This is a genomic window from Curtobacterium sp. RIT-PI-V, from assembly GCF_025642935.1.
Taxonomy (GTDB): domain Bacteria; phylum Actinomycetota; class Actinomycetes; order Actinomycetales; family Microbacteriaceae; genus Curtobacterium.
The window spans coordinates 24,103-50,599 of record NZ_JANZKM010000023.1 but is presented as its reverse complement, the minus strand read 5'-3'; the positions used below and the strand labels follow the sequence as shown (position 1 = coordinate 50,599).

The 26,497-nt window shown below is 68.4% G+C and carries 26 protein-coding genes and 2 tRNA genes; 14 read left to right on the top strand and 14 right to left on the bottom strand.

The window, feature by feature from the left end; genetic code table 11:
- Positions 1–29: 29 nt before the first annotated feature.
- A complete protein-coding gene (locus OGL88_RS13770; RefSeq protein WP_263091757.1) occupies positions 30–320 on the top strand; it encodes a DUF1905 domain-containing protein in 291 nt (96 codons plus the stop codon).
- A gap of 329 nt (positions 321–649) precedes the next feature.
- Positions 650–982, top strand: a complete 333-nt coding sequence (locus tag OGL88_RS13765; RefSeq protein ID WP_263091756.1) for a hypothetical protein — start codon at positions 650–652, stop codon at positions 980–982.
- 39 nt (positions 983–1,021) lie between these two features.
- Here the strand turns inward: OGL88_RS13765 and OGL88_RS13760 are convergent, their stop codons facing one another.
- Together OGL88_RS13760 and OGL88_RS18090 are read right to left on the bottom strand one after the other, a co-directional pair.
- On the bottom strand, positions 1,022–1,744 hold the full coding sequence (locus OGL88_RS13760; protein WP_263091755.1) for a DUF3761 domain-containing protein: 723 nt from the start codon (positions 1,742–1,744) through the stop codon (positions 1,022–1,024).
- 405 nt (positions 1,745–2,149) lie between these two features.
- A complete protein-coding gene (locus OGL88_RS18090) occupies positions 2,150–2,884 on the bottom strand; it encodes a YebY family protein (protein ID WP_263091754.1) in 735 nt (244 codons plus the stop codon).
- 82 nt (positions 2,885–2,966) lie between these two features.
- Between OGL88_RS18090 and OGL88_RS13750 the strand changes: the two genes are divergently transcribed.
- The 4 genes from OGL88_RS13750 (at position 2,967) to OGL88_RS13735 (ending at position 5,656) form a co-directional block, all read left to right on the top strand.
- On the top strand, positions 2,967–3,251 hold the full coding sequence (locus OGL88_RS13750; RefSeq protein WP_263091753.1) for a hypothetical protein: 285 nt from the start codon (positions 2,967–2,969) through the stop codon (positions 3,249–3,251).
- Between the two features lie 11 nt (positions 3,252–3,262).
- Positions 3,263–3,568, top strand: a complete 306-nt coding sequence (locus tag OGL88_RS13745) for a hypothetical protein (protein ID WP_263091752.1) — start codon at positions 3,263–3,265, stop codon at positions 3,566–3,568.
- A gap of 60 nt (positions 3,569–3,628) precedes the next feature.
- Entirely contained in the window at positions 3,629–3,871 is a 243-nt protein-coding gene (locus tag OGL88_RS13740; protein ID WP_263091751.1) for a tyrosine-type recombinase/integrase, read from the top strand.
- A 234-nt stretch (positions 3,872–4,105) separates the two neighbouring features.
- Complete coding sequence (locus tag OGL88_RS13735; protein WP_263091750.1) at positions 4,106–5,656, top strand: reverse transcriptase domain-containing protein; 1,551 nt, start codon at positions 4,106–4,108, stop codon at positions 5,654–5,656.
- Between the two features lie 48 nt (positions 5,657–5,704).
- Here the strand turns inward: OGL88_RS13735 and OGL88_RS13730 are convergent, their stop codons facing one another.
- From OGL88_RS13730 to OGL88_RS13720, 3 genes are all read right to left on the bottom strand, one after another.
- A complete protein-coding gene (locus tag OGL88_RS13730; RefSeq protein ID WP_263091749.1) occupies positions 5,705–6,856 on the bottom strand; it encodes a hypothetical protein in 1,152 nt (383 codons plus the stop codon).
- The gene (locus tag OGL88_RS13725) at positions 6,853–7,374 is read right to left on the bottom strand and encodes a DUF4365 domain-containing protein (RefSeq protein ID WP_263091748.1); all 522 of its coding nucleotides are present in this window, start codon (positions 7,372–7,374) and stop codon (positions 6,853–6,855) included. The genes OGL88_RS13730 and OGL88_RS13725 overlap by 4 nt, the downstream gene beginning before the upstream one ends.
- A 118-nt stretch (positions 7,375–7,492) precedes the next feature.
- Positions 7,493–7,563 (bottom strand) — tRNA-Gly (locus tag OGL88_RS13720).
- Between the two features lie 53 nt (positions 7,564–7,616).
- Here OGL88_RS13720 and OGL88_RS13715 point away from each other — a divergent pair.
- The 5 genes from OGL88_RS13715 to OGL88_RS13695 all read left to right on the top strand — a co-directional run bounded on the left by OGL88_RS13715 (position 7,617) and on the right by OGL88_RS13695 (position 10,907).
- Positions 7,617–7,928, top strand: coding sequence for a hypothetical protein (locus OGL88_RS13715; protein ID WP_263091747.1), 312 nt, complete (start codon positions 7,617–7,619; stop codon positions 7,926–7,928).
- A gap of 56 nt (positions 7,929–7,984) precedes the next feature.
- A tRNA-Pro gene (locus tag OGL88_RS13710) sits at positions 7,985–8,061 on the top strand.
- A 52-nt stretch (positions 8,062–8,113) separates the two neighbouring features.
- A complete protein-coding gene (gene tig, locus OGL88_RS13705) occupies positions 8,114–9,421 on the top strand; it encodes a trigger factor (protein ID WP_159572754.1) in 1,308 nt (435 codons plus the stop codon).
- Positions 9,422–9,591: 170 nt separating this feature from the next.
- Positions 9,592–10,221 carry an ATP-dependent Clp protease proteolytic subunit gene (locus tag OGL88_RS13700; RefSeq protein ID WP_111084515.1) on the top strand — a complete coding sequence of 210 codons (630 nt, stop codon included), beginning with the start codon at positions 9,592–9,594 and terminating at the stop codon, positions 10,219–10,221.
- 26 nt (positions 10,222–10,247) lie between these two features.
- Positions 10,248–10,907: an ATP-dependent Clp protease proteolytic subunit gene (locus tag OGL88_RS13695; protein ID WP_111084516.1), complete on the top strand. Its 660-nt coding sequence runs from the start codon at positions 10,248–10,250 to the stop codon at positions 10,905–10,907.
- A gap of 62 nt (positions 10,908–10,969) precedes the next feature.
- On the opposite strand, the gene OGL88_RS13690 is transcribed toward OGL88_RS13695, so the two are convergent.
- Entirely contained in the window at positions 10,970–11,575 is a 606-nt protein-coding gene (locus OGL88_RS13690; RefSeq protein ID WP_263091746.1) for a copper resistance CopC family protein, read from the bottom strand.
- 50 nt (positions 11,576–11,625) lie between these two features.
- Positions 11,626–12,354: a YcnI family copper-binding membrane protein gene (locus tag OGL88_RS13685; RefSeq protein WP_263091745.1), complete on the bottom strand. Its 729-nt coding sequence runs from the start codon at positions 12,352–12,354 to the stop codon at positions 11,626–11,628.
- A 233-nt stretch (positions 12,355–12,587) separates the two neighbouring features.
- On the opposite strand from OGL88_RS13685, the gene clpX reads away from it, so the two are divergent.
- The gene (clpX, locus tag OGL88_RS13680; RefSeq protein ID WP_111084519.1) at positions 12,588–13,868 is read left to right on the top strand and encodes an ATP-dependent Clp protease ATP-binding subunit ClpX; all 1,281 of its coding nucleotides are present in this window, start codon (positions 12,588–12,590) and stop codon (positions 13,866–13,868) included.
- A gap of 205 nt (positions 13,869–14,073) precedes the next feature.
- On the opposite strand, the gene OGL88_RS13675 is transcribed toward clpX, so the two are convergent.
- Positions 14,074–16,098, bottom strand: a complete 2,025-nt coding sequence (locus tag OGL88_RS13675) for a M3 family metallopeptidase (protein ID WP_263091744.1) — start codon at positions 16,096–16,098, stop codon at positions 14,074–14,076.
- Between the two features lie 196 nt (positions 16,099–16,294).
- Positions 16,295–16,894, bottom strand: a complete 600-nt coding sequence (locus OGL88_RS13670) for a TetR/AcrR family transcriptional regulator (RefSeq protein ID WP_263091743.1) — start codon at positions 16,892–16,894, stop codon at positions 16,295–16,297.
- Positions 16,895–17,016: 122 nt separating this feature from the next.
- Between OGL88_RS13670 and OGL88_RS13665 the strand changes: the two genes are divergently transcribed.
- A complete protein-coding gene (locus OGL88_RS13665) occupies positions 17,017–17,853 on the top strand; it encodes an alpha/beta fold hydrolase (protein WP_263091742.1) in 837 nt (278 codons plus the stop codon).
- A gap of 105 nt (positions 17,854–17,958) precedes the next feature.
- Here the strand turns inward: OGL88_RS13665 and OGL88_RS13660 are convergent, their stop codons facing one another.
- Together OGL88_RS13660 and valS are read right to left on the bottom strand one after the other, a co-directional pair.
- Positions 17,959–18,210: a hypothetical protein gene (locus OGL88_RS13660; protein WP_263091741.1), complete on the bottom strand. Its 252-nt coding sequence runs from the start codon at positions 18,208–18,210 to the stop codon at positions 17,959–17,961.
- Positions 18,211–18,275: 65 nt separating this feature from the next.
- Entirely contained in the window at positions 18,276–20,870 is a 2,595-nt protein-coding gene (gene valS, locus OGL88_RS13655) for a valine--tRNA ligase (RefSeq protein WP_263091740.1), read from the bottom strand.
- Positions 20,871–21,137: 267 nt separating this feature from the next.
- On the opposite strand from valS, the gene proP reads away from it, so the two are divergent.
- Positions 21,138–22,724 (top strand): glycine betaine/L-proline transporter ProP, encoded by a 1,587-nt coding sequence (gene proP, locus OGL88_RS13650; RefSeq protein WP_263091739.1) that lies wholly within the window; start codon positions 21,138–21,140, stop codon positions 22,722–22,724.
- Positions 22,725–22,826: 102 nt separating this feature from the next.
- On the opposite strand, the gene OGL88_RS13645 is transcribed toward proP, so the two are convergent.
- The 3 genes from OGL88_RS13645 to OGL88_RS13635 are packed head-to-tail and all read right to left on the bottom strand — an operon-like array spanning position 22,827 to position 26,496.
- Complete coding sequence (locus OGL88_RS13645) at positions 22,827–24,554, bottom strand: ATP-binding cassette domain-containing protein (protein ID WP_263091738.1); 1,728 nt, start codon at positions 24,552–24,554, stop codon at positions 22,827–22,829.
- Positions 24,551–25,447, bottom strand: a complete 897-nt coding sequence (locus OGL88_RS13640) for an ABC transporter permease (protein ID WP_263091737.1) — start codon at positions 25,445–25,447, stop codon at positions 24,551–24,553. Before OGL88_RS13640 ends, OGL88_RS13645 begins: the two co-directional genes overlap by 4 nt.
- Positions 25,444–26,496 carry an ABC transporter permease gene (locus OGL88_RS13635; RefSeq protein ID WP_263091736.1) on the bottom strand — a complete coding sequence of 351 codons (1,053 nt, stop codon included), beginning with the start codon at positions 26,494–26,496 and terminating at the stop codon, positions 25,444–25,446. The genes OGL88_RS13640 and OGL88_RS13635 overlap by 4 nt, the downstream gene beginning before the upstream one ends.
- Position 26,497 lies beyond the last annotated feature (1 nt).

Genomic DNA, 26,497 nt, shown 5'->3' with positions numbered 1-26,497 from the left:
TGCGAGGGGTGCGGCCGTACGATCGCCGCATGGAGCTCGAGTTCCGCGGCGAGGTCATCGAGTGGCGCGGCCCCTCGCCGTTCTTCTTCGCCGCTGTGCCGCCGGACGCCGCCGAGGTCATCGCCGACCTCGCGCCGATGCTCACGTACGGGTGGGGTGTGATCCCGGCCCGGGTGACGATCGACGCCGTGACCTGGACGACCTCGTTGTTCCCGAAGGACGGCGGGTACCTCGTGCCGCTCCGGGCGGCCGAGCGTCGCCGTGCTCAGGTCGAGGTTGGCGACGACCCGCGGATCACGCTCGAACTCGGCGGCCCCTGACACTCCTCCACAGCGCTGTCGATCGCGGAGCGTCTCCACACCGCTCGCTGTCGGCCCCGCTGTCGCTCCTGCCTTCCTTACCGTCGACGGTGTGGAGGGGAGGTGGCGATGGTCGAACGACCACGGCATCCCAAGAAGGACATCGAACAGGTCATGCGTGCGGCCGAAGCGCGTGGATGGCGTTTCACGAAGGGGAGAAAGTACTACAAGGCGTACTGCCCGTGCGGGGAGCACCTTCACACGGTCCACCTGACGCCGTCCGACCCCTGGTACGTTGTGCATCTGAAGTATCGGCTCGCGAGAACGGGCTGCTGGGACAGGAGGACCCCATGACGAACTACCTCGTGCGCGTCGAGTGCGCAGCGCAGCTCGAGGCAGCGGACGACCTCCGCGCCGACCTCACGGCGGACTTCGACGTCATCGCGGACGCGCTCTTCGATCTCGACGACCTCCACGATCAGGACCTGAACGCCGACCTCGCGACCGGCATCCTCACGTTCTCGATCGGGGTCGTCTCGGACGACGAGTTCGGTGCGCTCGACCGCGCGCTCGGGGCAGTCCGGACTGCATTGCACGCCGCGGGGCGCGGCACCCCTGGTTGGGAGCGGCAGTACCGGATGCTGCGACAGGAAGTCGAAGAAGAGCCGATCGGAGCGTCCTGACAACGGTGCGGTGGGGTGCCTGCTCCTCGCCGCCGAGGGTCAGAGCCAGACGGCGACACCACCGTGTGAGGAGCACGTGCCTCGCCGGGACTGGCTGAAGCTGTACGTGCCGTCACCGCACTTCGCCGTGGCTCCAGCTGGCGCGCTCGACGCAACCTCTGGACGGCACACGGTGGCACCCGCGGTGTTGACGTGGGTGCCGTTCGTGCACGACGGAGCAGCGGGCGCAACGGGCGCGACGTACGTTCCGACGGTGGTGACCTGTGTCACCGGTGGCGTCGTCACACGCTCGCTCTGCAGGACTCGTCGAGTCTCGACGCCGTCCGTGTAGGTGACCGAGTACGTCTTCGTGGTGACGCCGTCCGTGCCCGAGGTGGTCACGGACGAGGTGCCCTGCGCGGCGGTGGGGCTCTGCACCGTCGTCACACCGAACGGGATCCGAGCGGTCTCGACGACTTCCTCGGAGGTGATCACCGGGGTCGGGGTCGGCGTCGGCGTCGCGTTGCGCGTCGGCCGCGGGGTGCGAGTCGGCGTCGGGGTCGGTCTCGCACTCGATGTCGTCACCGCGGCGTCCGCGACGGGGACGGGTCGCTCGGGCAACGGGTGTGTTGCTCCGTAGGCGGAGCTCGAGCCGATCACTACCGCCAACGCGATTCCGGCACCGATCGCAGCAGTGCCACGCTTCCGGGGGATGCGGAGCCAGGTCGACCGACGGAACGCGACGCCGTAGAGCATCGTGGGCAGGAGGATGAGCGCGATCATCAGCAGCATCCCCCAGAGCCCCGTCGATGCAAGGCCGGTAAGTGCGAGGGCGGCGGTTCCAACGATGCCGACCCACGTGGTGATCGGTACCCGGCGACGGGGACGTGGGGTGCGCGGGCTTGCGGACTTGCGGGTGTTCGGCACGGAGCTCCTTGGTATGGCGAGAACCGCTCAAGTGTCCTGGAAGCAGCTCCGCCGCCCCATCCCCAGTTCTGGGCGGCGCCGAGCGCACGGTGCGCGCGTGTTCGCTCCGTGCGAGGTTGCTTGCTCGGTGTGCCGGAACAACCTTGCACCGAGCGTGCAACCCCGCACTAGTCCATGAAGCGCCGGGTATCGCTCGCAAACAAGAGACTGAACCGGGTGGCCAGAAGCTCGCCGGGCTCTCGCAGTGGCAGCGAACCGCTCCTATTTGCAGAGCTTCAGGCCCGCGTCAATCACGGGGGCGATGTCGATCTTCAACCCGTCGACGTCGGGGTTAGGTGCCCAGATGGGATCGATTTCTGGGTAGGCGGTGTGCGCTTGTGCGGTGCCGTTGACCGCGTAGCGGGTGCCATCAGGGGCCTTGAGTGTTACGACGTTGAGGTCCATCCCACCCACGGTGATGTTCTTGCAGCGCACGACCACGTAAGGCACTGTCAGAGGCCACTCGTCCCCGAACTTGGTGCTGACCAGGAGGCCCTTTTTCTTCTTCAGTTTCTTCGGTACGTGCACCTTCGGGGTCGAGGTTGCAGCTGGAGGCGCGTAGTCGGCACACACGCCGTCCTGCGGGTCGCCGAGCTCGATCCTGCCGCTCTTCTTCTTCGGAAACTTCACGACGACGTACCCGGCGCGGCCGCCCTTGTCGTCGGGCCCGCCGCCGGGAGCCCAATTACGGTCCACGCAGATCACGCGCTTGCTGACCTTGACGCCGTTGACCGTCAGCCCTTCCCAGATCGGTGCATCGGGTAGTTCGGCAAGAACGAGCCTCTCTGCTTTCTTGATCCGCTTCGACTTCTTCGCGGTCGCCGTGGGCGTCGACTCACCGGCCGCGGTGGTCTGGGTGGGGGCAGCGGATGCCGTGCCCGACGGCAGCGCTGCCGTGCTCGCGACGATGCTGACTGCCGCGAGCGCCGTAACGATGAAGGAGAGGTGCTTGTTCACACGGAGCAGAGTATGACTCAGAGCCGGCTCTCGATAGCCTTCGTCGTGCCGCTGGCTGCGTGGTCTGTTCTAGCTCGGGTGCTTGTCCGGCTTCGCGTTGCTGCTTGACAGGCTGTCGCTGCGCGTGGGCCGCTTGATCAGACGACGGATGCGGTCGCGGGTGCTCCTCGAGCTGGTCTGCCCGTCCGCTCGAACGCCGAAGGCGCGATCCGCGGCTTCCTTCTGCGCACACGTAGACCACCAGTTGGACTGCACCCCTGTCGACCTGAAGCTGGCCGCCGAGCAGTACTCGAAGCTGCCGACCTTCGGCAAACGGCGCATGTCGACCATCACTTTGGAAGAGGTGGAGGCCTGGCCGTTTTCCTGACCGCTGTACAGGTGGAGCAGGTCGCCACGGAGCTAGACGAGTACGAGCCGCACGGGATTCTGATCCGCTTCGCCGCGGGCACAAGGCTGCGCGACGCCGAGCTGCAAGGGCTACGCATCCGCGACCTCAACCTCGCGGCCGGGCACGTGGAAGTTCGGCAGTCCATCCGGCGCGTGAACGGCGAGTGGCAGGTCGCTACCCCGAAGAGCGCCCGCTCCACCCGAAACGTGCCACTGCTATCGCGCCCGCTCATCGCTGACCTGCGCGAGTACCTGCTGGCGCACCTGCACAGCGGCGACCCCGACGCCCTGTCCTAGCCTGCGCGCAGCAACGGCTCTCGCCGGCTCGACTGGTCCCGGAACATCGATTGCGGGGGAGTGCGCGCGTACAACCTCGTTCCCGCTGCCCTGCGCGCAGGCGTTGTGCAGCACATGCGCCTCCACGACCTGCGCCACACGTACGCTTCGCTCATGCTCGCCGCGGGCTTCAAGCCGTACGAGGTCAGCCGCTGGATGGGGCACGCGTCCGTCTCCACGACCGACACCATCTACGGCCACCTCTACCCGACCGACTACCACGACCAGATCGCGCGGTTCGAGGCGTTCGTCGCCGAGGGCTAGCCAAACCAGCGACGACGACGGTCTCGAAGGGCCACGTGTCTTGGTCGAGTACGGTCAAAAGTTTGTGTGGCGTAACCGCCTAGCATTGCGCTAGATTCGAACCAGCCAACACGGTTGGTTAGGCTAGGTGTCGAGCTTTAACGCATCAAGCGGTTGAGACTGATTCTGCCAAAGAATCGGTTGTGGGAACGTACTTTCACCTCGGCCCAGCCGCCCTCCGACTCTAGGATGCGCATGAAGATCAGTGCTGCCGACCTGATTGCCGAGAGCGACAAACTCATTCGGAAGCATCAGCGGTATATGCGTCAGATGCGTATCGATGACGAACGTCGACGTCGGCGGGGCTCCGTTCCCGCTAGGGCGAATTTATTGAGACCGACCTATTGGTCCGTCGATCGAGGCTTCGACCCCTACCACGTCCGGAGGAACGCTCGCGCGATTGCAAGGGCGATCAATATCGCTCTCAAGGCTGGTTCGTATTCGCCGAAGTCTCCCGTGGCGCACTCAATCGCAAAGCCGAGCGGTGGTGAGCGCGAGCTCTCAATCTTCCAAATTGCCGACTCAGTCGTCTCGCGTACAGTCTACCGATCGCTATTGGTGAAGAACGGAGCGTTGCTCAGCGCGCGGTCGTATGCGTATCGAGATGACTTGTCCACCCACGATGCCATCCAATACATCGCAAGCGAGTTCGCGACGGATGAGCGCATTTTCATCGCTGAGTACGACTTCAGTGCTTACTTCGATTCCATTGACCAGTCCTACGTGCTTTCCACGCTCGAGGACAACGGTTTCTTAGTCACGGCCGCAGAGCTCCGCGTTCTCAAAGCGTTCATGGGGCTGGGCGCGAAGGCCGAGGGGTCTTACAACGATCCAGCAATCTCGGGAAAGCGCACGGTAGGGATCCCGCAAGGGACTTCTGTATCCCTATTCCTTGCAAACGTTGCCGCATGGCGTACTGACCGAGAGCTCGAGCGAATTGGAGTCGGCTTCGCTCGGTACGCAGACGACACACTGATCTGGTCGAAAGATTACCAGCAAATTACCAGGGGGGTGAATCTCGTGAAGGCTGAGGCCGCCTCGATCGGCGCGCAGTTGAACAAGAAGAAATCCCAAGGCATTCGGCTCTTCGTCGAACAGGGCGAGAAGACTGAGATCAGTAGCACCAGTGAAGTGGAATTTGTCGGGTATAGGTTCAAGCGAGGAGCTATCGGGCTAAAGCAGTCAGTCATTGAGCGCATGAAAGGTCGCGTTCAATACTTGATTTGGTCGAACCTGCTAGAACCTCTGCAGTCCGGAACCGGGAGCCCCGGAAGAGTGCTACCGCCCGTCGACCGAGATTACGTCGTCACGCTTCTGCAAATTCGAAGGTACCTGTATGGCAATTTCTCCGAAGCAAAGTTGCGTGAGCTGGAACGGGGCGCCGCTCGTCGCATTCGTTTCCCTGGGGTATTGGCTTACTTTCCTTTAGCGTCTGACCTCGACCAGTTGAAAGCTTTCGATGGTTGGTTGCTCTCGACACTAGAACAGGCTTTGCGCAAGCGGGCCGTGCTTCTCCACCGAAGCACGTCGGCGCTACCAGTGCCTTTCGGGTTGCAAGGTCAGGCGCTTGCGTCGGCATGGGGGAAAACAAGTGCTGGCGATCGTATCGACCTGAGAGTGCCATCGGTGGCGCGTTTCATGTCCGTTCTCCGGCGTGCAGCAACAGTTTACGGTGCAAATTTTGTTAGTCGCGGCACAGGCGCAGAAGAGTACCAGTACAGCTTCTCTTCGTCTGAGGAGCCCTGACAAGACCGGAGGAGAAGGTTGAGGTTCCTTCAAATGCGAGGCAATCCACTACGCTAAGGCGTCGTTGAACAACTGATCAATCAGACCAATCGATTCCGGCTTCTGGATGAAAAGAGGTCGCCCTGGTTGGCGCTCAATCTTTCCCCGCGCGATCACTGCGCGATGGTCCCGCGCCCATTCGTAGGCCTTGTGAATGGTCTTCTCGTCCACCGTGACGGAAATGTCCACAACCCGATTCCTGCGCTCGGTGCGGATCGCAACCTCTCCGTACGGGTCGCCCTGGACGTAGTGGATACGAACGATCTGGCCAGTGACGGAGGCGTCGGGCTCTGCGCGCAGCTGATCCAGCTGGCGAACGACCTGCCCCAGTACGGGAGCCGCCTCGTCCTGAATCACGACGCGCTTCGGGGCATTCGTTGGCTCACCTAAGCCAGGTGACCAGGTGAAGGTTGCATCGAAGGCTTGCACTCCGGCGCTAACGGCGATACTCCGCACCGCGGCCACTAGCTCCTTGCTCACGCCGCTCTGAACAAGGTCTCGTATGTCATCGGGGCGCGGCGAGCGCTCGGGCCGAACAGCCACTGTGTCGAGAGCAGCAAGCGCCGTGGCGAGAGTGCGGGTCACTCCACGCTCGCCGGGCTCGATCTTGATGGAAGTCATGCCCGGTTCTTCTTCCGCAGGCGGGACTGGCATCACCACAGGGAGGATGAACGAACCCTGCCGTGTGTGCGAGAGCCGAGCACGGCGGGCGAGTTCGTCGCCGGGATTGCTGAAACCAGTCCCGATTCGAGCACGCGGCTTGCGAGCCGTCGTCGCTGCGGCGCGCACCAAGCGTCGCGCCGAGTCAAGCACCGTGGCCGCGCCGTCGAGCATCGCTGTCTCTTCGACGAGGTACCGGTCTGCGATGCGGTAGTCCTGTCCATCCAAGAACTCTCGCTCGAGAGCGGCCGTCAGCTCTTTGATCGGTACGCGCTCCTGCCTGGCTATCCGTGTCGCGACCGACTCGTACTCAAACGAATCAGCTTCGATGTGCCAGGGCACGGCAAGCGTGAGCGGTTCCTGCCTGTTCGCAACCGAGAGCGCCTGTGGATCGTGCAATCCCCAAAGCTCTCCGGCGGGCCCGTCCTGCTCCGCCTGCCACCCGTGCCGCACGAGGTAGCTCGCGACGTTGGCGCGCATATCGTTCTCGTTCGACATCATGCTCCGAATGCGGTCAGTAGGTCGGCCTCCCACTGGGGGAAGGTTGCTGCCGAGAGCCGTTGTGCCCTCGGGACCTGGATCTTGTTCACCGCGCGAATCGCGCCAACGTCGATGCGCGTCCAGTAGGCGGCTGTCGCCACCATCTTGGTGCCGCTCGGATCGTGATCCAACCAGATGCCACTGTCACTGGGAACGACCACGACCACGAAGTATGCGGGCATCCCAAGCTTCGCCCACTTCGAGAGCCACTTCGCATCCGGGTAGTAAGTGATGTCCGGAGACCCAGCCATCGCGTGGTTCTTGGTCGTCTTGACTTGCACGAAGACGTCGCCCGAGACGAAGCCGAGCTTGGCGTCGATTGACTGAACGTCCTCGCCCGGCTCGGCTTCGCTCAGAGTGCATCCGGCCTGACCGGCGAGAGCACGGAGATAGACGACCCCGTACCTCGCCTTGCGCTGCGTGAGGTCTAGCGGGGGATCGGACAGGAAGTCCACGCCGGAGGGCGCAGTGGAGGGCATGAGAACGACCCTAGATGAAAGAACCTCGGAAGAGAGGTAGCCAGAACTATGGGATCTGGAGGGGTTTGGCCTGAGCGTCCGTTGCCCGGACGGGCCTACTTCCCAGTAGCCACAAGGGAGGGGATGACGGGAATCGAACCCGCGTGGCCAGTTTGGAAGACTGGGGCTCTACCATTGAGCTACATCCCCGCGCTGCGCACGTGTCGCAGCCCGACCATCGTAGCGGACGAACGAGTACCGACATGCCACCCCGTGTGATGCTCCCGCCGACCGACGCCGATGCCCGGCGGATCAAGCGGTCGCGGGTGGTCTCGTACACGCTGGTGGTCCTCGCCGCGATCGTGTTCTCGATGCGCCCGGAGTTGTTCGGCGATCCGCAGTCGCAGCCCGCGCACGCCCTGCTGCACGTGTGGCGGATCGTCGTCGGGATCGTGCTCGGGGTGATGGCGCTCGGGGTCCAGGTGGTGGTCGGAGTGCAGTGGCGGAAGGGCCTGCGACGCGCCGCTGAACCCGATGACGTCCCTCCCGGGAACCGCGCACCGGGGGACCGCTAGACTCATCGGCGTCGCGTGCGCCCTTCGGCGTGCGCGAACACCCTGGCCCAGTCAAACGGGGCGTAGCTCAGCTTGGTAGAGCGCCCGCTTTGGGAGCGGGAGGTCGCAGGTTCAACTCCTGTCGCCCCGACCAGGTCCTCGAGAACCATCGACCACACGAACGTCAACCAACAGGAGAACATCCCGTGGCCACCAGCACCGTCGACAAGGTGAGCGACACCCGCGTCAAGCTCACCGTGAACGTGACGCCGGAAGATCTCAAGCCGAGCATCGACCACGCGTACAAGCACATCGCCGAGCAGATCAACATCCCCGGTTTCCGCAAGGGCAAGGTCCCGCCGGCGATCGTCGACCAGCGCGTCGGCCGTGGCGAGGTCCTGAACCACGCCGTCGGTGACGCCATCGACAACTTCTACCGCCAGGCGGTCGAAGAGCAGGAGCTGCGCATCCTCGGCCGTGCCGAGGCCGACGTCGCCGAGCTGCCGAACCTCGCCGACTTCGCGGGCGACCTCGTCCTCACCTTCGAGGTGGACGTGCGTCCCGAGTTCGACCTGCCGGACTACTCCGCGTACGAGCTCACCGTCGACGCCGTCGAGGTGTCGGACGACGAGATCGAAGAGGAGCTGCAGAACCTGCGCACCCGCTTCGGCACGCTCGTGACCGTCGACCGTCCGGCGAAGACCGGCGACTTCGCGCAGATCGACCTGACCGCCAGCATCGGCGACGACGAGGTCGACTCGGCCACGGGCGTCTCCTACGAGATCGGCTCCGGCGACCTGCTCGAGGGCATCGACGAGGCGCTCGAGTCCCTGACCGCCGGTGAGTCGACGAACTTCGAGTCGAAGCTCGTCGGTGGCGACCGCGAGGGCGAGACCGCCCAGATCGCCGTCACCGTCACCGCCGTCAAGGAGCGCGAGCTTCCCGAGGCCGACGACGAGTTCGCCCAGATCGCCAGCCAGTTCGACACGATCGACGAGCTCAAGGCGGACCTGAAGGAGCAGATCGCGAAGTCCAAGACCTTCGGTCAGGGCGCCGCGGCTCGCGACAAGCTCGTCGAGAAGCTCATCGAGGACGTCAACATCCCGATCTCGGAGCAGCTCATCGAGGACGAGGTGCACCGTCACCTCGAGCAGGAGAACCGCCTCGAGGACGACGAGCACCGCAAGGAGGTCTCCGAGTCCAGCGAGAAGGCCTTCCGCTCGCAGATCCTCCTCGACTCCATCGCCGAGAAGGAGGAGATCCAGGTCTCCCAGGAGGAACTGACCCAGTACCTCATCCAGGCTGCTGCGCAGTACGGCATGGAGCCGGCGGAGTTCATCAAGGTCATCGACCAGAACGGCCAGATCCCCGGCATGGTCGGCGAGGTCGCCCGCTCGAAGGCGGTCGCGACGGTCCTGTCGAAGGTGACCGTAAAGGACACCAACGGCGATGCAGTCGACCTGTCCGCCTTCACGGCGGGCGTCGCGCAGGCCCCTGCTGAGGACGCCGAGTAACGAACTCGACGCCACCAGCAAGACGCAACGGGAGGCACGGTGCCAGCTGGCACCGTGCCTCCCGTCTCGTGTTTTCCGCACCACCGCATTGCTGTCGGCGAACACACGCGAAGTGGTGCGTTGCAACCGATAAGTTCGACAACAAGCGACAACTGAACGGGAGCTTTTCCATGGCCGAAGCAACACTGAACCCCAGTGTTTTTGACCGCCTTCTGAGAGACCGGATCGTGTGGCTCGGCTCCGAGGTCCGCGACGACAACTCGAACGAGATCGCAGCCAAGCTGCTGCTGCTCGCCGCCGAGGACCCTGAGAAGGACATCTACCTCTACATCAACTCGCCCGGTGGCTCGATCACCGCCGGCATGGCGATCTACGACACGATGCAGTTCGTCCCGAACGACATCGTCACCGTCGGCATCGGCCTGGCCGCGTCGATGGGACAGTTCCTGCTGTCCTCCGGCACGCCGGGCAAGCGCTACATCACGCCGAACGCCCGCGTCCTGCTGCACCAGCCGTCCGGCGGGTTCGGCGGCACCGCTGCCGACATCCAGACGCAGGCCAAGGTCATCCTCGACATGAAGCAGCGCATGGCGGAGCTCACGGCCGAGCAGACCGGCAAGTCGATCGAGCAGGTCCTCAAGGACAACGACCGCGACAACTGGTTCAGCGCACAGGAGGCCCTCGAGTACGGCTTCGTCGACCACCTGCGTGCCTCGTCGGCCGAGGTCGTCGGCGGTGGTGGCACCGTCGGTGACGGCGCGACGCCGACCGCGGCTGCCGACCCCGACGCCCAGTCCTGACCCCCACCGAAGAAAAGGAAACGAGAATGCATCTCCCAATGCTCGGTGGCGCGCAGAACGTCCCGGCTCCCTCCGATCGGTACATCCTGCCGAGCTTCGAGGAGCGCACGGCCTACGGCTACAAGCGCCAGGACCCGTACGCGAAGCTCTTCGAGGACCGCATCGTGTTCCTCGGCGTCCAGGTCGACGACGCGTCGGCTGACGACGTCATGGCCCAGCTGCTCGTGCTCGAGTCGATGGACCCCGACCGCGACATCGTCATGTACATCAACTCGCCCGGTGGCTCGTTCACCGCGATGACGGCGATCTACGACACGATGCAGTACATCCGTCCGCAGATCCAGACGGTCTGCCTCGGTCAGGCCGCCTCGGCCGCGTCGGTGCTCCTCGCCGGTGGCACGCCGGGCAAACGTCTGGCCCTGCCGAACGCCCGCGTGCTCATCCACCAGCCCGCTGTCCAGCAGGGTGGCGGCCAGGCGTCGGACATCGAGATCCAGGCGGCGGAGATCCTCCGCATGCGCACCTGGCTCGAGGAGACGCTGTCGAAGCACTCCAACAAGACGCCGGAGGAGATCAACCACGACATCGAGCGCGACAAGATCATGTCCGCGCAGGAAGCCGTGGAGTACGGCCTGATCGACCAGGTCCTCACCAGCCGCAAGAACCTGCCGGCGCTCGTCAAGTAGCACCAGCAGGAACGACGAAGGCCCCGCACCGATCGGTGTGGGGCCTTCGTCGTGCAGCGGTGTCAGTCGTCGGTGTCGTCCGTCTCGGGCGCGGGGCGGCGTCGCAGGAGCAGCAGGACGGTGGCGACCGCGGCGACGAGGACGACGCCTCCGGCGCCGATCCAGAGCGCGTCGGTCGCGGCGGAGTCGGTGTCGCCCGAGGCGGTGCCGGTGGTGGCGGCCTCGGTGGAGTCGTCTCCCGCGGTGGCGCAGGTGGGCGGCGTGGCCGATCCGGAGGCTGCGGAGAAGCCGGACGGGGCCTTCCACGTGAAGGCGTACTCGTCGGAGACGGTGTGGCCGTCGGCGGAGACGATCTGCCACTCGACGGTGTACTTCCCCGAGTCGCCGAGTGCGGCGGGCGTGGTCATCGAGGGGCCGTCGATGTCCACGCAGCCGTCCTCGTAGTACTTCCCGTCCGGACCCACGACCCGGAAGGCGAAGCCCGAACCGGAGTCGCCGATGTCGAGCAGCTTGTCGTTCGTGGTGATCTCGAACGCCTTCGGCAGGCTCGTGAGCGTGCCGTCGACCTCCGGGGTGGACGCGATCAGGTAGTTGTGCGCGCTGGCGGGACCCGCGAGCCCGAGGACCGCACCGCCTGCGATCGCGACGGCCGCGGCGGACCCGGCCACGAGCCTCCAGGCAGAGGACCGCAGCCGAGCCCGACGCGAGCCGCGCTGCGTCACTTGGCGGAGCTCTGACGACGCGTGCCGGCGACGGCGACGACCAGGGCGACGGCGCCGAGCACCAGACCGCCCAGGCCGAGGAAGCGGCCGACCAGGTCGGGGTCCGCAGGGGTCGTCGAGCCGGCTGCGGCCTCGGCGGTCGGGGTGGTGGCGACCGGGTCACCGTCGTCGTCCGTGGCCTCGGCCGCGGTCAGCGTGATCGAGGGGGCCGGGTGCTCGGGCTCGGCCTCGCCGGCCTGCTGCTCCTGGTTCCACTCGACCGAGCCCTTCTCGCAGGTCTGGATCGCGGGGAACTCGACGAGGTCGCCGGCCTTGCCGTCCGGCAGCGAGAAGGAGAGGGCGAAGGTGTCGCGCTCGTCGGCGGGGAGCGGGGTCTTCGCGGTGTAGGTGATGCTCGTGACGCGCTCGGCTGCGTCCTCGGCGTGCTCACCGTCGGCCGCGGCGGAGGGGCTCGTGTACGGCTCGGTCGTCTTCGAGATCTTCCAGTTCGGGTTGACCGTCGGCGTGACCTCGATGACGGACTCGGGCACCTGGAACTCGATCTTCGTGGTGGGGGAGCCGTCGCAGCCGTGCGGGACCGAGAAGGTCGCCGTGGTGTACGAGTTCGCGGCGGTCGAGGTGGCCGTGGCGGACACGTGCGCGCTGGCTGCGCCGGCGGTGCCGAGGACGATGACGGCCACGGCGCCGAGGGTGACGGCGCCGCCGGCGGCGAGACGCTTCTGCATGGGGATCCTTCGATGGTCGGGACGGTGTTTCTACAACTTGTAGAGAAGACTGGATCACGGTAGCAGCCCCGAACGCCCTGGGCGAACGCGCGCGCGAAATCCCGCGGCGCCGCACGGTCGGTGTCACCGGTTGCGGTTAGGCTCGTGTCCACGACGAGGTGCCCACCAGCAGCGGTGCACCAGCGGCCGGTGCGAGTGCGCGGGCCGGCATGTCCAACCAGGGAGGCACGGCAATGGCACGCATCGGAGAGAGCGGGGACCTCCTCAAGTGCTCCTTCTGCGGCAAGAGCCAGAAGCAGGTCCAGCAGTTGATCGCCGGTCCGGGTGTCTACATCTGCGACGAGTGCGTCGAGCTGTGCAACGAGATCATCGAGGAGCGTCTGGCCGAAGCGGGCGAGGACACCTCGAGCGGTGACTTCGAACTGCCGAAGCCCCGCGAGATCTTCGACTTCCTGCAGGAGTACGTCATCGGGCAGGACCCGGCGAAGCGCGCTCTCGCCGTGGCCGTCTACAACCACTACAAGCGCATCCGCGCGCAGGGGCAGATCACCGCTGCCGAAGACCGCGACGACATCGAGATCGCGAAGTCGAACATCCTGCTCATCGGCCCGACCGGCTGCGGCAAGACCTACCTGGCGCAGACCCTGGCGAAGCGCCTCAACGTGCCGTTCGCCGTCGCCGACGCCACCGCCCTGACCGAGGCCGGCTACGTCGGTGAAGACGTCGAGAACATCCTGCTCAAGCTGATCCAGGCCGCCGACTACGACGTCAAGCGCGCCGAGACCGGCATCATCTACATCGACGAGGTCGACAAGATCGCCCGCAAAGCCGAGAACCCCTCGATCACGCGGGACGTCTCCGGCGAAGGCGTGCAGCAGGCACTGCTCAAGATCCTCGAGGGCACGGTCGCCTCCGTCCCGCCGCAGGGCGGTCGCAAGCACCCGCACCAGGAGTTCATCCAGATCGACACGACGAACGTCCTGTTCATCGTGGCCGGTGCGTTCGCCGGGCTCGAGGACATCGTGTCCTCGCGCGTCGGCAAGCGGGGGATCGGCTTCGGCGCGCCGCTGCACAGTGCGACCGACCACCAGGACCTCTACTCCGAGGTCCTGCCGGAGGACCTGCACAAGTTCGGCCTGATCCCCGAGTTCATCGGCCGTCTGCCGGTCGTCACCACGGTGTCGCAGCTCGACCAGGCCGCCCTCATGCAGATCCTGACCGAGCCGAAGAACGCGCTGATCAAGCAGTACCAGCGGATGTTCCAGATCGACGGCGTCGAGCTCGAGTTCGACCAGGGTGCGCTCGAGGCGATCGCCGACCTGGCCGTGCTGCGCCAGACCGGTGCCCGTGGCCTGCGCGCCATCCTCGAAGAGGTCCTCGGCCCGGTGATGTTCGACGTCCCGTCCGACGACGACGTCGCCCGCGTGGTGATCACCCGCGAGTCCGTGCTCGAGAACGCGGCGCCGACCATCGTGCCCCGGCCGCGGGCGAAGCGCGTCGAGAAGTCGGCGTAGCGTTCCGCTCACGACGAAGCCCCGCACCGGATCGGTGCGGGGCTTCGTCGTGGTGGGGCGGTCGCACGGCCTGCGAGGCGGCGTCTGGTTCTTCCCATGACGGCTGCGATGGAAGGTGAGATCGGGCGTACCTGGTCGAAAGTTCCGACCAGGTACGCCCGAATCGACGCGGTACGCCCGAAAGCGCCCGGTCCGCGCCGCGCGCCTACTCGAGCCCGCGGCGACGCAGCAGCGGGCCGACCTCGGCGTCACGGCCGCGGAAGTCGCGGTAGGCCTCGAGCGGGTCCTTCGAGCCACCGACGCCCAGCAGCCGTTCTGCGAAGCGTCGACCGGCTGCACGGTCCAGCCCACCGTTGTCACGGAACCACTCGACCGTGTCGGCGTCGAGCACCTCGGACCAGATGTAGCCGTAGTACCCGGCGTCGTACCCGCCCGAGAACGTGTGCGCGAAGTACGTCGACGAGTACCGCGGCGGCACGGCCTCGACCGCGATGCCGGCGGCTTCCAACGCCGAGCGCTCGAAGTCCTCGACGGACGTCACCGCGGCGGCCTCTGCCGCGGAGAGCCGGTGCCAGGCCTGGTCGAGCAGCGCCGCGGCCAGGTACTCGGTCGTGCCGAAGCCCTCGTTGAAGCCCTCGGACTCGCTCAGGCCCAGGACGAGCTCGGGCGGCAGCGGAGCACCGGTCTCGTGGTGCTTCGCGTAGTTCGCCAGGACCGACGGCCACGACACCCACATCTCGTTCACCTGGCTCGGGAACTCGACGAAGTCGCGCTCGACGTTCGTGCCGGAGAACCGGGGGTAGGTCGTGCGGGCGATGAGGCCGTGCAGCGCGTGGCCGAATTCGTGGAAGAGCGTCTCGACCTCGTCCTGGATGAGCAGCGTCGGTGACCCGGGCGCCGGCTTCGCGACGTTGAGGTTGTTCACCACGACGGGCAGCGTGCCGAGCAGCTCGGACTGCTCGACGACGGGGTTCATCCACGCGCCGCCGCGCTTGCCGTCGCGCGTGTACAGGTCGAGCAGGTACAGCCCGACGGGTTCGTCGTCGTCGCCGGTGACCTCGAAGACACGGACCTCGTCGTTGTAGCCGTGCAGGTCCGGTCGCTCGGTGAAGGTCAGGCCGTAGAGGGCACCCGCGGCGTGGAAGACGCCGTCGTGCAGGACCCGGTCGGCCTCGAAGTACGGTCGGAGCGCCGAGCTGTCCGCGGCGAACTGCTCCCCGCGCAGGATCTCGGTGGCGTACGCCCAGTCCCACGACTCGATGTCGAACCCGACCGTGCGGGACCGGACGGCCCGCTCGTCGTCGGCGTTCCGTGCGGCAGCGCCGACGAGCGACGACAGCAGCCCTTCGACGGCCTCGGGGGTCTTCGCCGTCTCGTCGGCAGTGACGACCGCGGCGTGGTTCGGGAACCCGAGCAGTTCGGCGCGCTCGGCACGGAGCCGGACGATGCGCAGCAGGACCTCGCGGTTGTCGTACCGGTTGCCGCGGCGGCCGCGGGCGAGCGAGGCGCGCATGATCCGCTCGCGCAGGTCGCGGTTTGCGAGCGACGGCAGCCACGGGTGGCCGGTGTAGAGCGGCAGGGTGATGAGCCAGCCCTCGAGGCCGCGGTCCGCTGCGGAGCCGGCAGCGGCGGACTTCGCGCCGTCGTCGAGCCCCTCGAGCTCGGCTTCCTCGGTCACGTGCACAGCGGAGTCGTTGGTGTCCTCGAGCAGGTTGCGCTCGAAGGTGGTGGTGAGCGTGGACAGCTCCTGGTTGATCGCGGTGAGACGCTCCTTGCCGGCGTCGTCGAGCCCGGCGCCCGCCAGGGTCATCTCGGCGTGCGTGCGCTCGACCAGGCGGAGCGCCTCGCCCTCGAGCCCGGCGGCTGCGGCGCCGTCGAGCACGGACTGCACGCGGGCGTAGAGCCGGGAGTCCAGCGTGATCGCGTCGCGGTGGGCCGCGAGCAACGGCGAGACCTCGGCCTCGAGGTCGTGCAGCTCCGGCGTCGAGTCCGCCGACGACAGCGTGAAGAACACGTGGCTGACACGGGTCAGCAGCTGCCCGGAGCGCTCGAGAGCGATGAGGGTGTTCTCGACCGTCGATGCGTGTGGATCGGTGGCGATGGCCTCGACCTCGGCGCGCTGCTCGGCCATGCCGGCCTCGAAGGCCGGTCGGTAGTGCTCGAGTCGCACGTCGCCGAAGGGCGGCAGGGCGTAGGGGAGGGTGCTCGGGACGTCGAACGGGGTTGCCATGGCAACCACCCTACGGACGTCGCGCCGTGACGGGGCGGACGGGAGGCCCGTGGCGGCCTGGCTCCGCGCCTCCCGTCCGCCTTGTGGGTGCGTTCCTTCCCATCGCAACCGGCTTGGAAAGCGGAAACGGGCGTACCTGGTCAGAAGAACCGACCAGGTACTCCCGAACTGACCAGGTACGCCCGGACTGACCAGGTCAGCGGGACGGCCCCGTCGCGGCGTCGATCAGCGTCGACGCGGCACGGCGGGCGTGCGCCGCTGGCGCCGTGGTGCCGGCGATGGCCGCAGTGGTCTGCGCACCCTCGGCGAGCAGGGCGAGCTGTGCGGCGAGTTCCTCGGCACGGCCCGGATCGGCGACGACCTCGGCGGTGAGCTCCTGCACGAACCGCTGGAACGAGTCCTTGTGGTCGCGGGCGATCTCGGCGACCGCGGGCGAGGTCGCGCCGAGCTCCCCGAAGGCGTTGATGAACCCGCAACCGCGGAACGTGTCGTCGCCGAACCACGACTCGAGGAAGTCGTACACGGCGAGCAGCTTGTCGCGCGGGGTGGTGGCCGCCTCGACCGCGCCGTGCACGCCGCGTTCCCACAGGTCGTGCCGCCCGGACAGGACGGCCGCGATGAGCTGCTCCTTGCCGGGGAACGCCGCGTAGAGCTTCTTCAGCGAGACGCCTGCGCCGGTGCGGATCTCGTCCATGCCGACGGACTGGATGCCGCGCGCGTAGAACAGCTGGTCGGCGACGTCCACGATGTGAGCGCGGACGCCGGCGTCGACCGTGCTGATGGTGCTGGTTGCCATGACGTACCCCGTTCGCTGCGTGTTCACCGTTCCCGAGTTGCGCCGGGAACGATCGTTCTCTAGTGTAAGCCACATCGACGGAGAACGGACGTTCTCCGCGAGGCTCAGGGAAGGAAACGATCATGGGTGCCATCACCGTCGGAACCGAGAACAGCGTCGACATCGAACTCCACTACGAGGACAAGGGGACCGGTCAGCCGATCGTGCTGATCCACGGCTTCCCCCTCGACGGCAACTCGTGGGAGGGCCAGACCCCGGCCCTGCTCGACGCCGGCTACCGCGTCATCACCTACGACCGCCGCGGCTTCGGGCAGTCCTCGCAGCCGTCCACCGGGTACGACTACGACACCTTCGCCGACGACCTGCACACCGTCCTGACGACCCTCGACCTGCGCGACGTGATCCTCGTCGGCTTCTCGATGGGCACCGGCGAGATCGCCCGCTACATCGGCCGCCACGGCGAGGACCGGATCGCCAAGGTCGCGTTCCTCGCCTCGCTCGAGCCGTTCCTGGCCATCACCGACGACAACCCCGACGGCGCCGGCCCGATGTCGTTCTTCGAGGGCATCGCAGCCGACGTCAAGAAGGACCGGTACGCGTACTTCACGAACTTCTACCAGGACTTCTTCAACCTGTCGGAGAACCTCGGCTCGCGCATCTCGGAAGAGGCCGTCCGCAACGCCTGGAACGTCGCCGCCGGCTCGGGAGCGATCGCGTCCGCCGCGGCACCGCTGACCTGGCCGACCGACTTCCGCCAGGACATCCCGAAGGTCACCGTCCCGGCGCTGATCGTGCACGGCACGGCGGACAACATCCTGCCGATCGACGCCACCGGCCGACGCTTCACCAAGGCCCTGCCGGCAGCGAAGTACGTCGAGATCGAGGGCGCCCCGCACGGCCTCCTCACCACGCACACCGCCGAGGTGAACGAGGTGCTGCTCACCTGGCTCGCCGAGTAGTCGCGAGCGGCGCGCGTCTCGCGGCGCCCGCATCGTGAGCACAAATGGTCGGGTTCCCACCGGGGACCCGACCATTTCTGCTCACCGAGCAACTGCACCGGCGCGTCAGTCCTCTTCCGCCGCGTCGTCGGGGTTCGTGACCTGCGCGTGCCCGGCATCGTCGAGATGGATCGAGGTGCCGTCGTCAAGCTCGACGATCGGCTTGCCCTCCAGGAACGTCAGGGTCCAGCCCAACGTCCCCGTGTCGACCGACTCGGCCACCAGCTCGTCCTCGACCCCGCGCACGGCGACGACCATCGCCTCGGGCAGTCGCGCAGGCGGCTCCCCACCCACGCTCCATCGTGTGCCCAACTGCATCCGTGCCTCCTGTCAAGTGGTGGACCGGCCGGGTCGCCGACGCGACCCGGCCCGGACGACCGACGTTACGCCTGCTGTTCCGCCAGCTCGATCTCGGTGACGGCGAGCTCGTCGCCGTCGACGAACGACAGGTTGTCGATGCGGCCGACGGCCGCCAGGTCGACCGCCGCGCGCTCGATGAGCGCCCGCGTCTCGGCCGGTGCCGCGACGACGGCACGCGTGACGGGCGTCTTCTGGGACGCCTTCGCCGACGTCTTCGCGCCGCGGATCCCGATGAGCGCCTGTCCGACGGCCGCGAGCAGCCCGGTGGGGGCCGCGTCGGTGGGCAGGTCGGCAGCGGTCGGCCAGGAGGCCCGGTGCACGCTGGTCTCGTGGGTCCAGGCCCACACCTCTTCCGTCGCGTACGGGAGGAACGGTGCCAGCAGTCGGAGCAGCACGTCGATCGCGCCGCGCAGCGCCAGGACCGCGCTCGCCTGTGTCTCGTGCGTCGCGTCGGTCGCCGTGCCGTAGGCACGTTCCTTCACGAGCTCGAGGTAGTCGTCGCAGAAGGTCCAGAAGAACCGCTCCGTGATCTCGAGCGCGCGGGCGTGGTCGAACCCGTCGAACGCGGCGGTGGCCTGCTCGACGACCGCACCGAGCTCGGCGAGCATGTCGACGTCGAGTGCCTCGGTCACGCTCGTGGCGCCCTCGGGCAGGGGGAAGCCGTAGACGAACTTGGCGGCGTTCAGGACCTTGATCGCCAGACGACGACCGACCTTGATCTGCTTCGGGTTCTGCGGGTCGAAGGCCGCATCGGTGCCGAGCTTCGACGAGGCCGCCCAGTAGCGGACCGCGTCGGCGCCGTGCTGCTCGAGGATCGACAGCGGCGTGACGACGTTGCCCTTGGACTTCGACATCTTCTTGCGGTCGGGGTCGACGATGAAGCCGGAGATGCTGGCGTGCTTCCACGGCACGGTGTCCGCTTCGAGCTGGCTGCGGAGCACCGTCGTGAAGAGCCACGTGCGGATGATGTCCTGCGCCTGCGGGCGGACGTCGTACGGGTACACCAGGTCGTAGAGCGCCGGGTCGGTCTCCCACTTGCCCGCGAGCTGCGGGGTGAGCGACGACGTGGCCCAGGTGTCCATGACGTCGAGCTCGCCCTGGAACCCGCCGGCGACGCCGCGCTGGTCCTCGGAGTAGCCCGGAGCCGGGTCGGACGACGGGTCGACGGGCAGCTGCGCCTCGGTCGGGACGATCGGCTGGTCGAACACCGGGTTGCCGTCGGCGTCGAGCGGGTACCAGACCGGGATCGGCACACCGAAGAACCGCTGGCGCGAGATGAGCCAGTCGCCGGACAGGCCACCGACCCAGTTGTCGTACCGGACGCGCATGAAGTCGGGGTGGAACGCGATCTCCTCGCCGCGGGCGCGGAGCGTCGTCTTGAGCGCTTCGTCGCGGGCACCGTTGACGATGTACCACTGGCGGGTCGAGACGATCTCGAGGGGCTTGTCGCCCTTCTCGAAGAACTTCACCGGGTGGTTGATCGTCTTGACGTCGCCGACGAGCTCGCCGGACTCGGTCAGGGCGTCCACGACGACCTTCTTCGCCGAGAACACGGTCTTGCCGGCCATCTCGGCGTAGAGCGCCTTGCCGGTCGCCGACTCGATCCACTCGGGCTCGTCGGAACGGACACGGCCGTCGAAGCCGAGGATCGCGCGGTTCGGCAGCTGCAGCTCGCGCCACCAGACCACGTCGGTGGTGTCGCCGAAGGTGCAGACCATCGCGATGCCGGCGCCCTTGTCCTTCTGGGCCAGGTGGTGCGCGAGCACCGGGACCTCGACGTCGAACAGGGGGGAGCGGACCGTGGTGCCGAACAGGTCCTGGAACCGCTCGTCGTCCGGGTGTGCGACGAGGGCGACGCACGCCGGCAGCAGCTCGGGACGGGTCGTCTGGATCACGACGTCGTCGCCGCCGTCCGCACGGTGGAACGCGATGCCGTGGTACGCGCCGGGCATCTCCTTGTCCTCGAGCTCGGCCTGTGCGACCGCGGTGCGGAACGTGACGTCCCACAGGGTCGGGGCGTCGGCCTGGTAGGCCTCGCCGCGCTCGAGGTTGCGGAGGAAGGCACGCTGCGCGCTCGCCCGCGAGGTCTCGTCGATGGTGCGGTACGACTGCGTCCAGTCCACCGACAGCCCGAGGGTGCGGAAAAGCTCCTCGAACTGCTGCTCGTCCTGCACGGTCAGCTGGTCGCACAGCTCGATGAAGTTGCGGCGCGAGATCGGCAGCTGGTCGGCGGCCTTCGACGACTTGCCGTCGCCGCCCTCGAACGGCGGCGTGAAGTCGGGGTCGTAGGGGAGCGTCGGGTCGCAGCGGACGCCGTAGTAGTTCTGCACGCGGCGCTCGGTCGGCAGGCCGTTGTCGTCCCAGCCCATCGGGTAGAAGACGTGCTTGCCCCGCATGCGCTCGAACCGCGCCTTGAGGTCGGTGTGCGTGTACGAGAAGACGTGCCCGATGTGCAGCGATCCGGAGGCGGTCGGCGGCGGGGTGTCGATCGAGTAGACGGCGTCGCGGTGTCCGGCGGCGTCACGGTCGAAGCGGTAGGTGCCGTCCTGCTCCCAGACCGGCCCCCAGACCTGCTCGAGTCCGTCGACGCTGGGCTTCTCGGGCATGGGCTTGGTCATGGCTGCGCCTTCCGTGCGTGTGTGCGGCACCGAGTCCGTGATGAGGTGCCTGAGTGTCCCCGCTCGATGCGGGGTGTCCCAATCGTAGCGGGCAGGACCGACGCGGCTCACGAGCGCTCGGAGCGGCGATTACCACACCGACCTGTCGGACACGCCGGGGACCTGGTAGTCTGTCGGAGTTTGTCCGGCGAGCGCGGGTTCGCAGGAACTGCACCGTTGCTGTCCGCCGGACGCCCGAAGGACGCACCGCACACCGGAGGAACTCTCTTGGCACCGAACGACGCACCCCACCCGCACGGCGATCGGCCGCAGCCGCACGGCGACCGACCGCTGCGCTCGAAGGGCGCTGCGAAGCGCGCTCGGCGCAAGCTGACGAAGGACGACGTCACCGTCGTCGAGGAGTCGCTGCTCAAGCGCGCCGTGGCGGCCGCCGCCCTCGGCAACGCGATGGAGTGGTTCGACTTCGGCATCTTCGCGTACCTGACCGTCACGATCTCGCAGGTCTTCCTGCCACAGGGCGACCCGGCCGCGAACATCGTCGCGACCTTCGGGTTCTTCGCCGCCGCCTTCATCGTCCGTCCGATCGGTGGCGCCGTCTTCGGCCCGATCGGCGACAAGATCGGCCGGCAGAAGGTCCTCGCGCTGACGATGATCCTGATGGCCGCCGGCACGCTGATGATCGGCCTGATCCCGTCGTACGACTCGATAGGCTTCTGGGCTCCGGTCCTGCTGCTCGTTGCCCGCTTCGTGCAGGGCTTCTCGACCGGCGGTGAGTACGGCGGCGCCGCGACCTTCATCGCCGAGTACTCGCCGGACAAGCGCCGCGGGTTCATGGGCTCGTGGCTCGAGTTCGGCACCCTGGCCGGCTACGTGCTCGGCGCGTCGATCGTCACCGGCCTGCAGTTCGGCCTGTCCGAGGACGCCCTGCTCAGCTGGGGCTGGCGCATCCCGTTCATCATCGCGGGCCCGCTCGGCCTGATCGGCCTGTACCTGCGCCTCAAGCTCGAGGAGACCCCGGCCTTCCAGAAGCAGCAGGAGCAGGCCGCCGAGCGCGAGGGGCAGAAGACCCCGTTCCTCAAGCTCTTCGCCGAGAACTGGCGCGCACTCATCATCTGCATCGGCCTGGTCCTGGTCTTCAACGTGACCGACTACATGCTGCTGTCGTACATGCCGACCTACCTCGAGCAGAACCTCGGCCAGAACGCCACGTTCGGCCTCATCCTGATCGTCGTCGTGATGCTGCTCATGATGGTCGTCATCACGTTCGGTGGCCGGCTGTCCGACAAGTTCGGTCGCCGCCCGGTCCTCGCCGCCGGCTGCATCGGCTTCATCCTGCTGTCCTGGCCGGCCCTCAAGCTCGTCCAGACCGGCACGGGCGTCGGGGTGTTCTCCGGCCTGCTCATCCTCGGTGTCGTGCTCGTCACGTTCACCTCGACCATGCCGTCGACGTTGCCCGCGCTGTTCCCGACGATCATCCGCTACGGCGCCCTGGCGATCGCGTTCAACGTCTCGGTGTCGCTGTTCGGTGGCACCACCCCGCTCGCGACCTCGGCGCTCATCAACGCCGCGAAGGACGCCGGCTACGGCTGGGCCGAGGACATCCCGGCGTTCTACCTGATGCTGGCCGCCGTCATCGGGCTCGTCGCGGTGTACTTCACCAAGGAGACCGCCGCCACCCCGCTCATGGGCTCCGGCCCGACGGTCGGTTCCGAGGACGAGGTCGCCGGCGTCATCGAGGACTACAACGACCCGACGTCGGAGTTCGCGCAGTCGGACTGGGCGAAGGACTTCGCGACGAGCGAGATCCCGATCGTCTCGGCCGACGCGGCGAAGAAGGAGTCCGCCGACTCCTGACCCCGGTCAGAGCCGCCCTGGAGGCCCGGTGCACGTCCGCCACGGACGCGCACCGGGCCTCCGGTCACGTCCAGGGCCGTGGTGCGGCCCCGAGACTCGGAGTCAGCGACCCGACTCGGGGCCTGCGGCCCGAGTCGGGTCGCCCTGCGCGAGACTCGGGCCGGCGGCGAGCCGCTCGGCCGCCTGCAGCAGGTGCGCGGTCACCGGGTGCGCCGGGCGTGCGAACACCGTTGCGGCGGAGCCGTGCTCGACGACCGAGCCCCGGTGCACGACCAGCACGTCGTCGGCCATCCGGCGCACGGCCCGGAGGTCGTGCGACACGAACACCATCGCCGCGCCGGTGGCGTCGCGGAGTCGCTCGAGCAGGGTCAGCACGGCGTCCTGCACGGTGGCATCGAGGGCGGTGACCGGCTCGTCGAGGACGATCACCTCGGGGTCGGTGGCCAACGCCCGGGCGATCGCGAGTCGCTGCCGTTGCCCACCGGACAGGGTCAGCGGCGACCGCGGCCGGAGCGCCGGGTCGAGGTCGACCTGTCGCAGGGCTGCGTCCACCCGGGCGGCGAGGGAGCCACGGGCGCGGCGGTCGTCGCCCCGCGAGAACGCGTCGGCGAGGACCCGCTCGACCGACCACCGCTCGTCGAACGTGGCGCCGGGGTCCTGCACGACGGCCGCGACCCGGTGGCGTCGGGGTCGTCGGTCGTGTTCGGGGAGCGGTACCCACGGCGCTCCGTCGAGTGCGACCGTGCCGGCGTCGGGCGTCTCGAGCCCGAGCAGCATCCGCGCCAGGGTGGTCTTGCCCGACCCCGAGGCGCCGATCACCCCGAGTACCCGCCCGCGGTCGAGCCCGAACGACACGTCGTCGACGGCGCGGACGCCCTCGTAGTCGCGCGCGAGCCCGTCGGCGACGAGCACCCCCCTCGCACCGTGCGAGGTTGCGCGCTGGGTACCGCGGTCGCCGATCGGCGCACGGTGCGTGGACGTGCGCTCGGTGCGAGGTTGCCCGCTCGGTGCGTCGTCAGAGGCCGGCACGGAGCCATCAACCTCGTACCGGTCGACCAGATCGGCACCGTGCGCCGCGCGCACCAGGGCCTGCGTCGCGGCGTGCTGCGGATCCTGCAACACCGAAGCGACCGGACCGTGCTCGACGATCCGGCCCTCGTGCATGACGGCCACCCGGTCCGCCCACCCCGCGACGAGCCCGAGGTCGTGCGTGATGACGAGCAACCCGGCCCCGCGCTGCTGCGCCGCCCGCAGCTGCTCCATCACGGTGACCGCGACCCCGGCGTCCAGTGCGGTCGTGGGCTCGTCGGCGACCACGAGCGCTGGTGCCCCGATGGTGGCCGCCGCGATGAGGGCCCGCTGCCGCATCCCGCCCGACAGCGTGCCGGCGAGTCGGCCGTCGGTCGCGATGTCCGGGTCGAGGCCCACCGCCAGCAGGGCATCGCGCACGGCGTCCACGCGTTCGGCCGCACCCATCTCGGTGTGCAGGCGAAGGCTGTCGGCGACCTCGCGACCGACCGGGCGCAGCGGGTCCAACGCGCCGAGGGCCTCCTGGCCGACGTAGCCGACCCGCGACCCGCGCACCTGGCGCCACCGGCGATCGGAGAACGCCCGGACGTCGAGGCCGGCGACGGTGAAGGCGTCGGCGCGGACGGCGGAGCCGGGCGCGGACAGGCCGAGCGCGGCGCGGGCGGTGACGGTCTTGCCGGAGCCGGACGCGCCGACCAGGGCGACGCACTCGCGGGCGTCGACCCGCAGGGCGACGTCGTGCACGATCGGCGTGCCCGCGATGGCGACGTGCAGCCCCTGGACCTCGAGGACGGTGGTCATCGGACGACTCCTGTTCGGCGGATCGCGCGACCGAGCACGGTGACGGCGGTCGCGAGCACCACGATGGCGAGCCCGGGGAAGGTGCTCATCCACGGTGCGGTCTGCAGGTAGGTCCGGCCGTCGGCGAGCATCGCGCCCCACTCCGGCGCCGGGGGCGGCGTGCCGACGCCGAGGTAGCTCAGCGCCGAGGCCCAGACGATCGCCTGGCCGACGCCGAGCGTGGCGACCGCGACCACGGGCCAGAGCGCGGTCGGCAGGACGTGCCGGACCACGATGCGGACGGGGGAGCGGCCGAGCAGCACGGCGGTCTCGACGACCTGCGACGACCTGGCGGCTCGGACCAGACCCCGGACGATGCGGGCGTAGCCGGGGGCGGTGGCGAAGCCGACGGCGAGCACGGCGGGGACCGGACCGGGGCCGGTGACGGCGATGACCACGAGGGCGACGAGCAGCAGTGGCAGGGCGAACGCGACCTCGGTGATGCGGCCGATCACGGCGTCGAGCAGTCGGCCGACGCGTCCGGCGCCGGCGCCCAGGCCGGCGACGACGCCGAGGACGACACCGGTCCCGCCGCTGATCAGGGTCGCGGCGACACCGACCACGAGCGAGGCCCGCGTGCCGGCGACGACCCGGGACAGGACGTCGCGTCCGGATTCATCGGTGCCGAACGGGTGCGCGCCGCTCGGGGCGGTCAGCGCCTCGGACGGGTGCACCGCGAGCGGGTCCGCGCCGCCGAGCAGCGCCGGCCACGCGGCCGCCACGACGGCGAGCAGGACCACGGCACCCGCGACGGCTCCGGGGACGCCGAGGCCCCGTCGCCGGCGACGGGCTGCTGCCGGTCGTCCGTCGACCGGTTCGCCAGCCAGGAGGCTCGGCTCGGCGATGCCGCTCACCGCGCCGCCGCCTCGGGGCCGGGGCCACGGCGTCGCGTGGCTCGCGGGGTGCCGGTGCGCGGGGTGCCGGTGCGCGGCGTGCCGGTGCGCGGCGCGCCGGTGCGCCGGCCTCCGGTGCGCGGGCCTCCGGTGCGCGGGTCGACGACACGTTCGACGAGGTCCGCGACCGCGAGCACCACGACGTAGGCGGCGGCGGACACCAGCGCGATGCCGGCGACGAGCGGCATGTCCCGCTGCGTCACCGCGGTCACCAGGGCGCGACCGATGCCGGGCAGCGCGAACACGGACTCGACGACGACGGCGCCGGACACCAGGGACCCGAAGGCCCAGGCGGACAGGGCGATCCCGGGCAGCGCCGCGTGGCGGAGCAGGTGCCGGGCGAAGAGCCCGAGGCGGGTCTCACCACGGCCCCGGGCGGCGAGTGCGAAGGCGGACCGTTGCGCGTCGACGACCCCGTCGCGCACGGTCTCGGCCAGGTACCCGGCGACCGGGACGGCCACCGTCAGCACCGGCAGCACCCAGCCGCGCACCGTGCCGTCGCTGACCGCGGGCACCCAACCGAGGGCGCTCGCGAACACCACGATGAGCACGCTGCCGAGCCAGAAGTGCGGCATCACGCTCGCCGTGACGCTCAGCGCGCTCGTCAGTCCGGCTGCGAACCGACCGCGCTGCGTCGACCACCACGCCGCGACGATCGCCAGGACCCAGGCGACGACGAGGCCGGCCACCGCCAGGGTGAGCGTGACGGGCAGCTGCTGGCCGAGCAGCGTCGCGACCGGGGTGCGGAAGGCGTACGAGTCACCGAGCTGCAGGGTGGCGAGGCGGCCGAGGAACACGGCGTACTGCACGAGCACCGGCTGGTCGAGGCCGTACTCGTGCCGGACCTGGGCGACGGCCTCGGCGGAGGCCTGCGAGCCCGGGCCCCCGAGGATCGCGAGTGCGGGGTCGCCGGGGATGAGCCGGATCGCGACGAACACGATCGTCGCGACGGCCCAGAGCACACCGGTACCGCCCGCGAGCCGTCGGACGGCCCACCACACCCAGGGCATC

Bases quoted from the DNA above. Each gene is read 5' to 3' on its own strand.
- OGL88_RS13700 (WP_111084515.1), top strand. From the start codon at position 9,592: ATGGCCGAAGCAACACTGAACCCCAGTGTTTTTGACCGCCTTCTGAGA.
- OGL88_RS13695 (WP_111084516.1), top strand. From the start codon at position 10,248: ATGCATCTCCCAATGCTCGGTGGCGCGCAGAACGTCCCGGCTCCCTCC.
- OGL88_RS13665 (WP_263091742.1), top strand. From the start codon at position 17,017: ATGGGTGCCATCACCGTCGGAACCGAGAACAGCGTCGACATCGAACTC.
- OGL88_RS13685 (WP_263091745.1), bottom strand. From the start codon at position 12,354: ATGCAGAAGCGTCTCGCCGCCGGCGGCGCCGTCACCCTCGGCGCCGTG.
- OGL88_RS13675 (WP_263091744.1), bottom strand. From the start codon at position 16,098: ATGGCAACCCCGTTCGACGTCCCGAGCACCCTCCCCTACGCCCTGCCG.
- OGL88_RS13660 (WP_263091741.1), bottom strand. From the start codon at position 18,210: ATGCAGTTGGGCACACGATGGAGCGTGGGTGGGGAGCCGCCTGCGCGA.
- OGL88_RS13730 (WP_263091749.1), bottom strand. From the start codon at position 6,856: ATGATGTCGAACGAGAACGATATGCGCGCCAACGTCGCGAGCTACCTC.
- OGL88_RS13635 (WP_263091736.1), bottom strand. From the start codon at position 26,496: ATGCCCTGGGTGTGGTGGGCCGTCCGACGGCTCGCGGGCGGTACCGGT.
- OGL88_RS13765 (WP_263091756.1), top strand. From the start codon at position 650: ATGACGAACTACCTCGTGCGCGTCGAGTGCGCAGCGCAGCTCGAGGCA.
- OGL88_RS13645 (WP_263091738.1), bottom strand. From the start codon at position 24,554: ATGACCACCGTCCTCGAGGTCCAGGGGCTGCACGTCGCCATCGCGGGC.
- OGL88_RS13770 (WP_263091757.1), top strand. From the start codon at position 30: ATGGAGCTCGAGTTCCGCGGCGAGGTCATCGAGTGGCGCGGCCCCTCG.
- OGL88_RS13715 (WP_263091747.1), top strand. From the start codon at position 7,617: ATGCCACCCCGTGTGATGCTCCCGCCGACCGACGCCGATGCCCGGCGG.
- OGL88_RS13760 (WP_263091755.1), bottom strand. From the start codon at position 1,744: ATGATCGCGCTCATCCTCCTGCCCACGATGCTCTACGGCGTCGCGTTC.
- clpX (WP_111084519.1), top strand. From the start codon at position 12,588: ATGGCACGCATCGGAGAGAGCGGGGACCTCCTCAAGTGCTCCTTCTGC.
- OGL88_RS13670 (WP_263091743.1), bottom strand. From the start codon at position 16,894: ATGGCAACCAGCACCATCAGCACGGTCGACGCCGGCGTCCGCGCTCAC.
- OGL88_RS13735 (WP_263091750.1), top strand. From the start codon at position 4,106: ATGAAGATCAGTGCTGCCGACCTGATTGCCGAGAGCGACAAACTCATT.
- OGL88_RS13725 (WP_263091748.1), bottom strand. From the start codon at position 7,374: ATGCCCTCCACTGCGCCCTCCGGCGTGGACTTCCTGTCCGATCCCCCG.
- valS (WP_263091740.1), bottom strand. From the start codon at position 20,870: ATGACCAAGCCCATGCCCGAGAAGCCCAGCGTCGACGGACTCGAGCAG.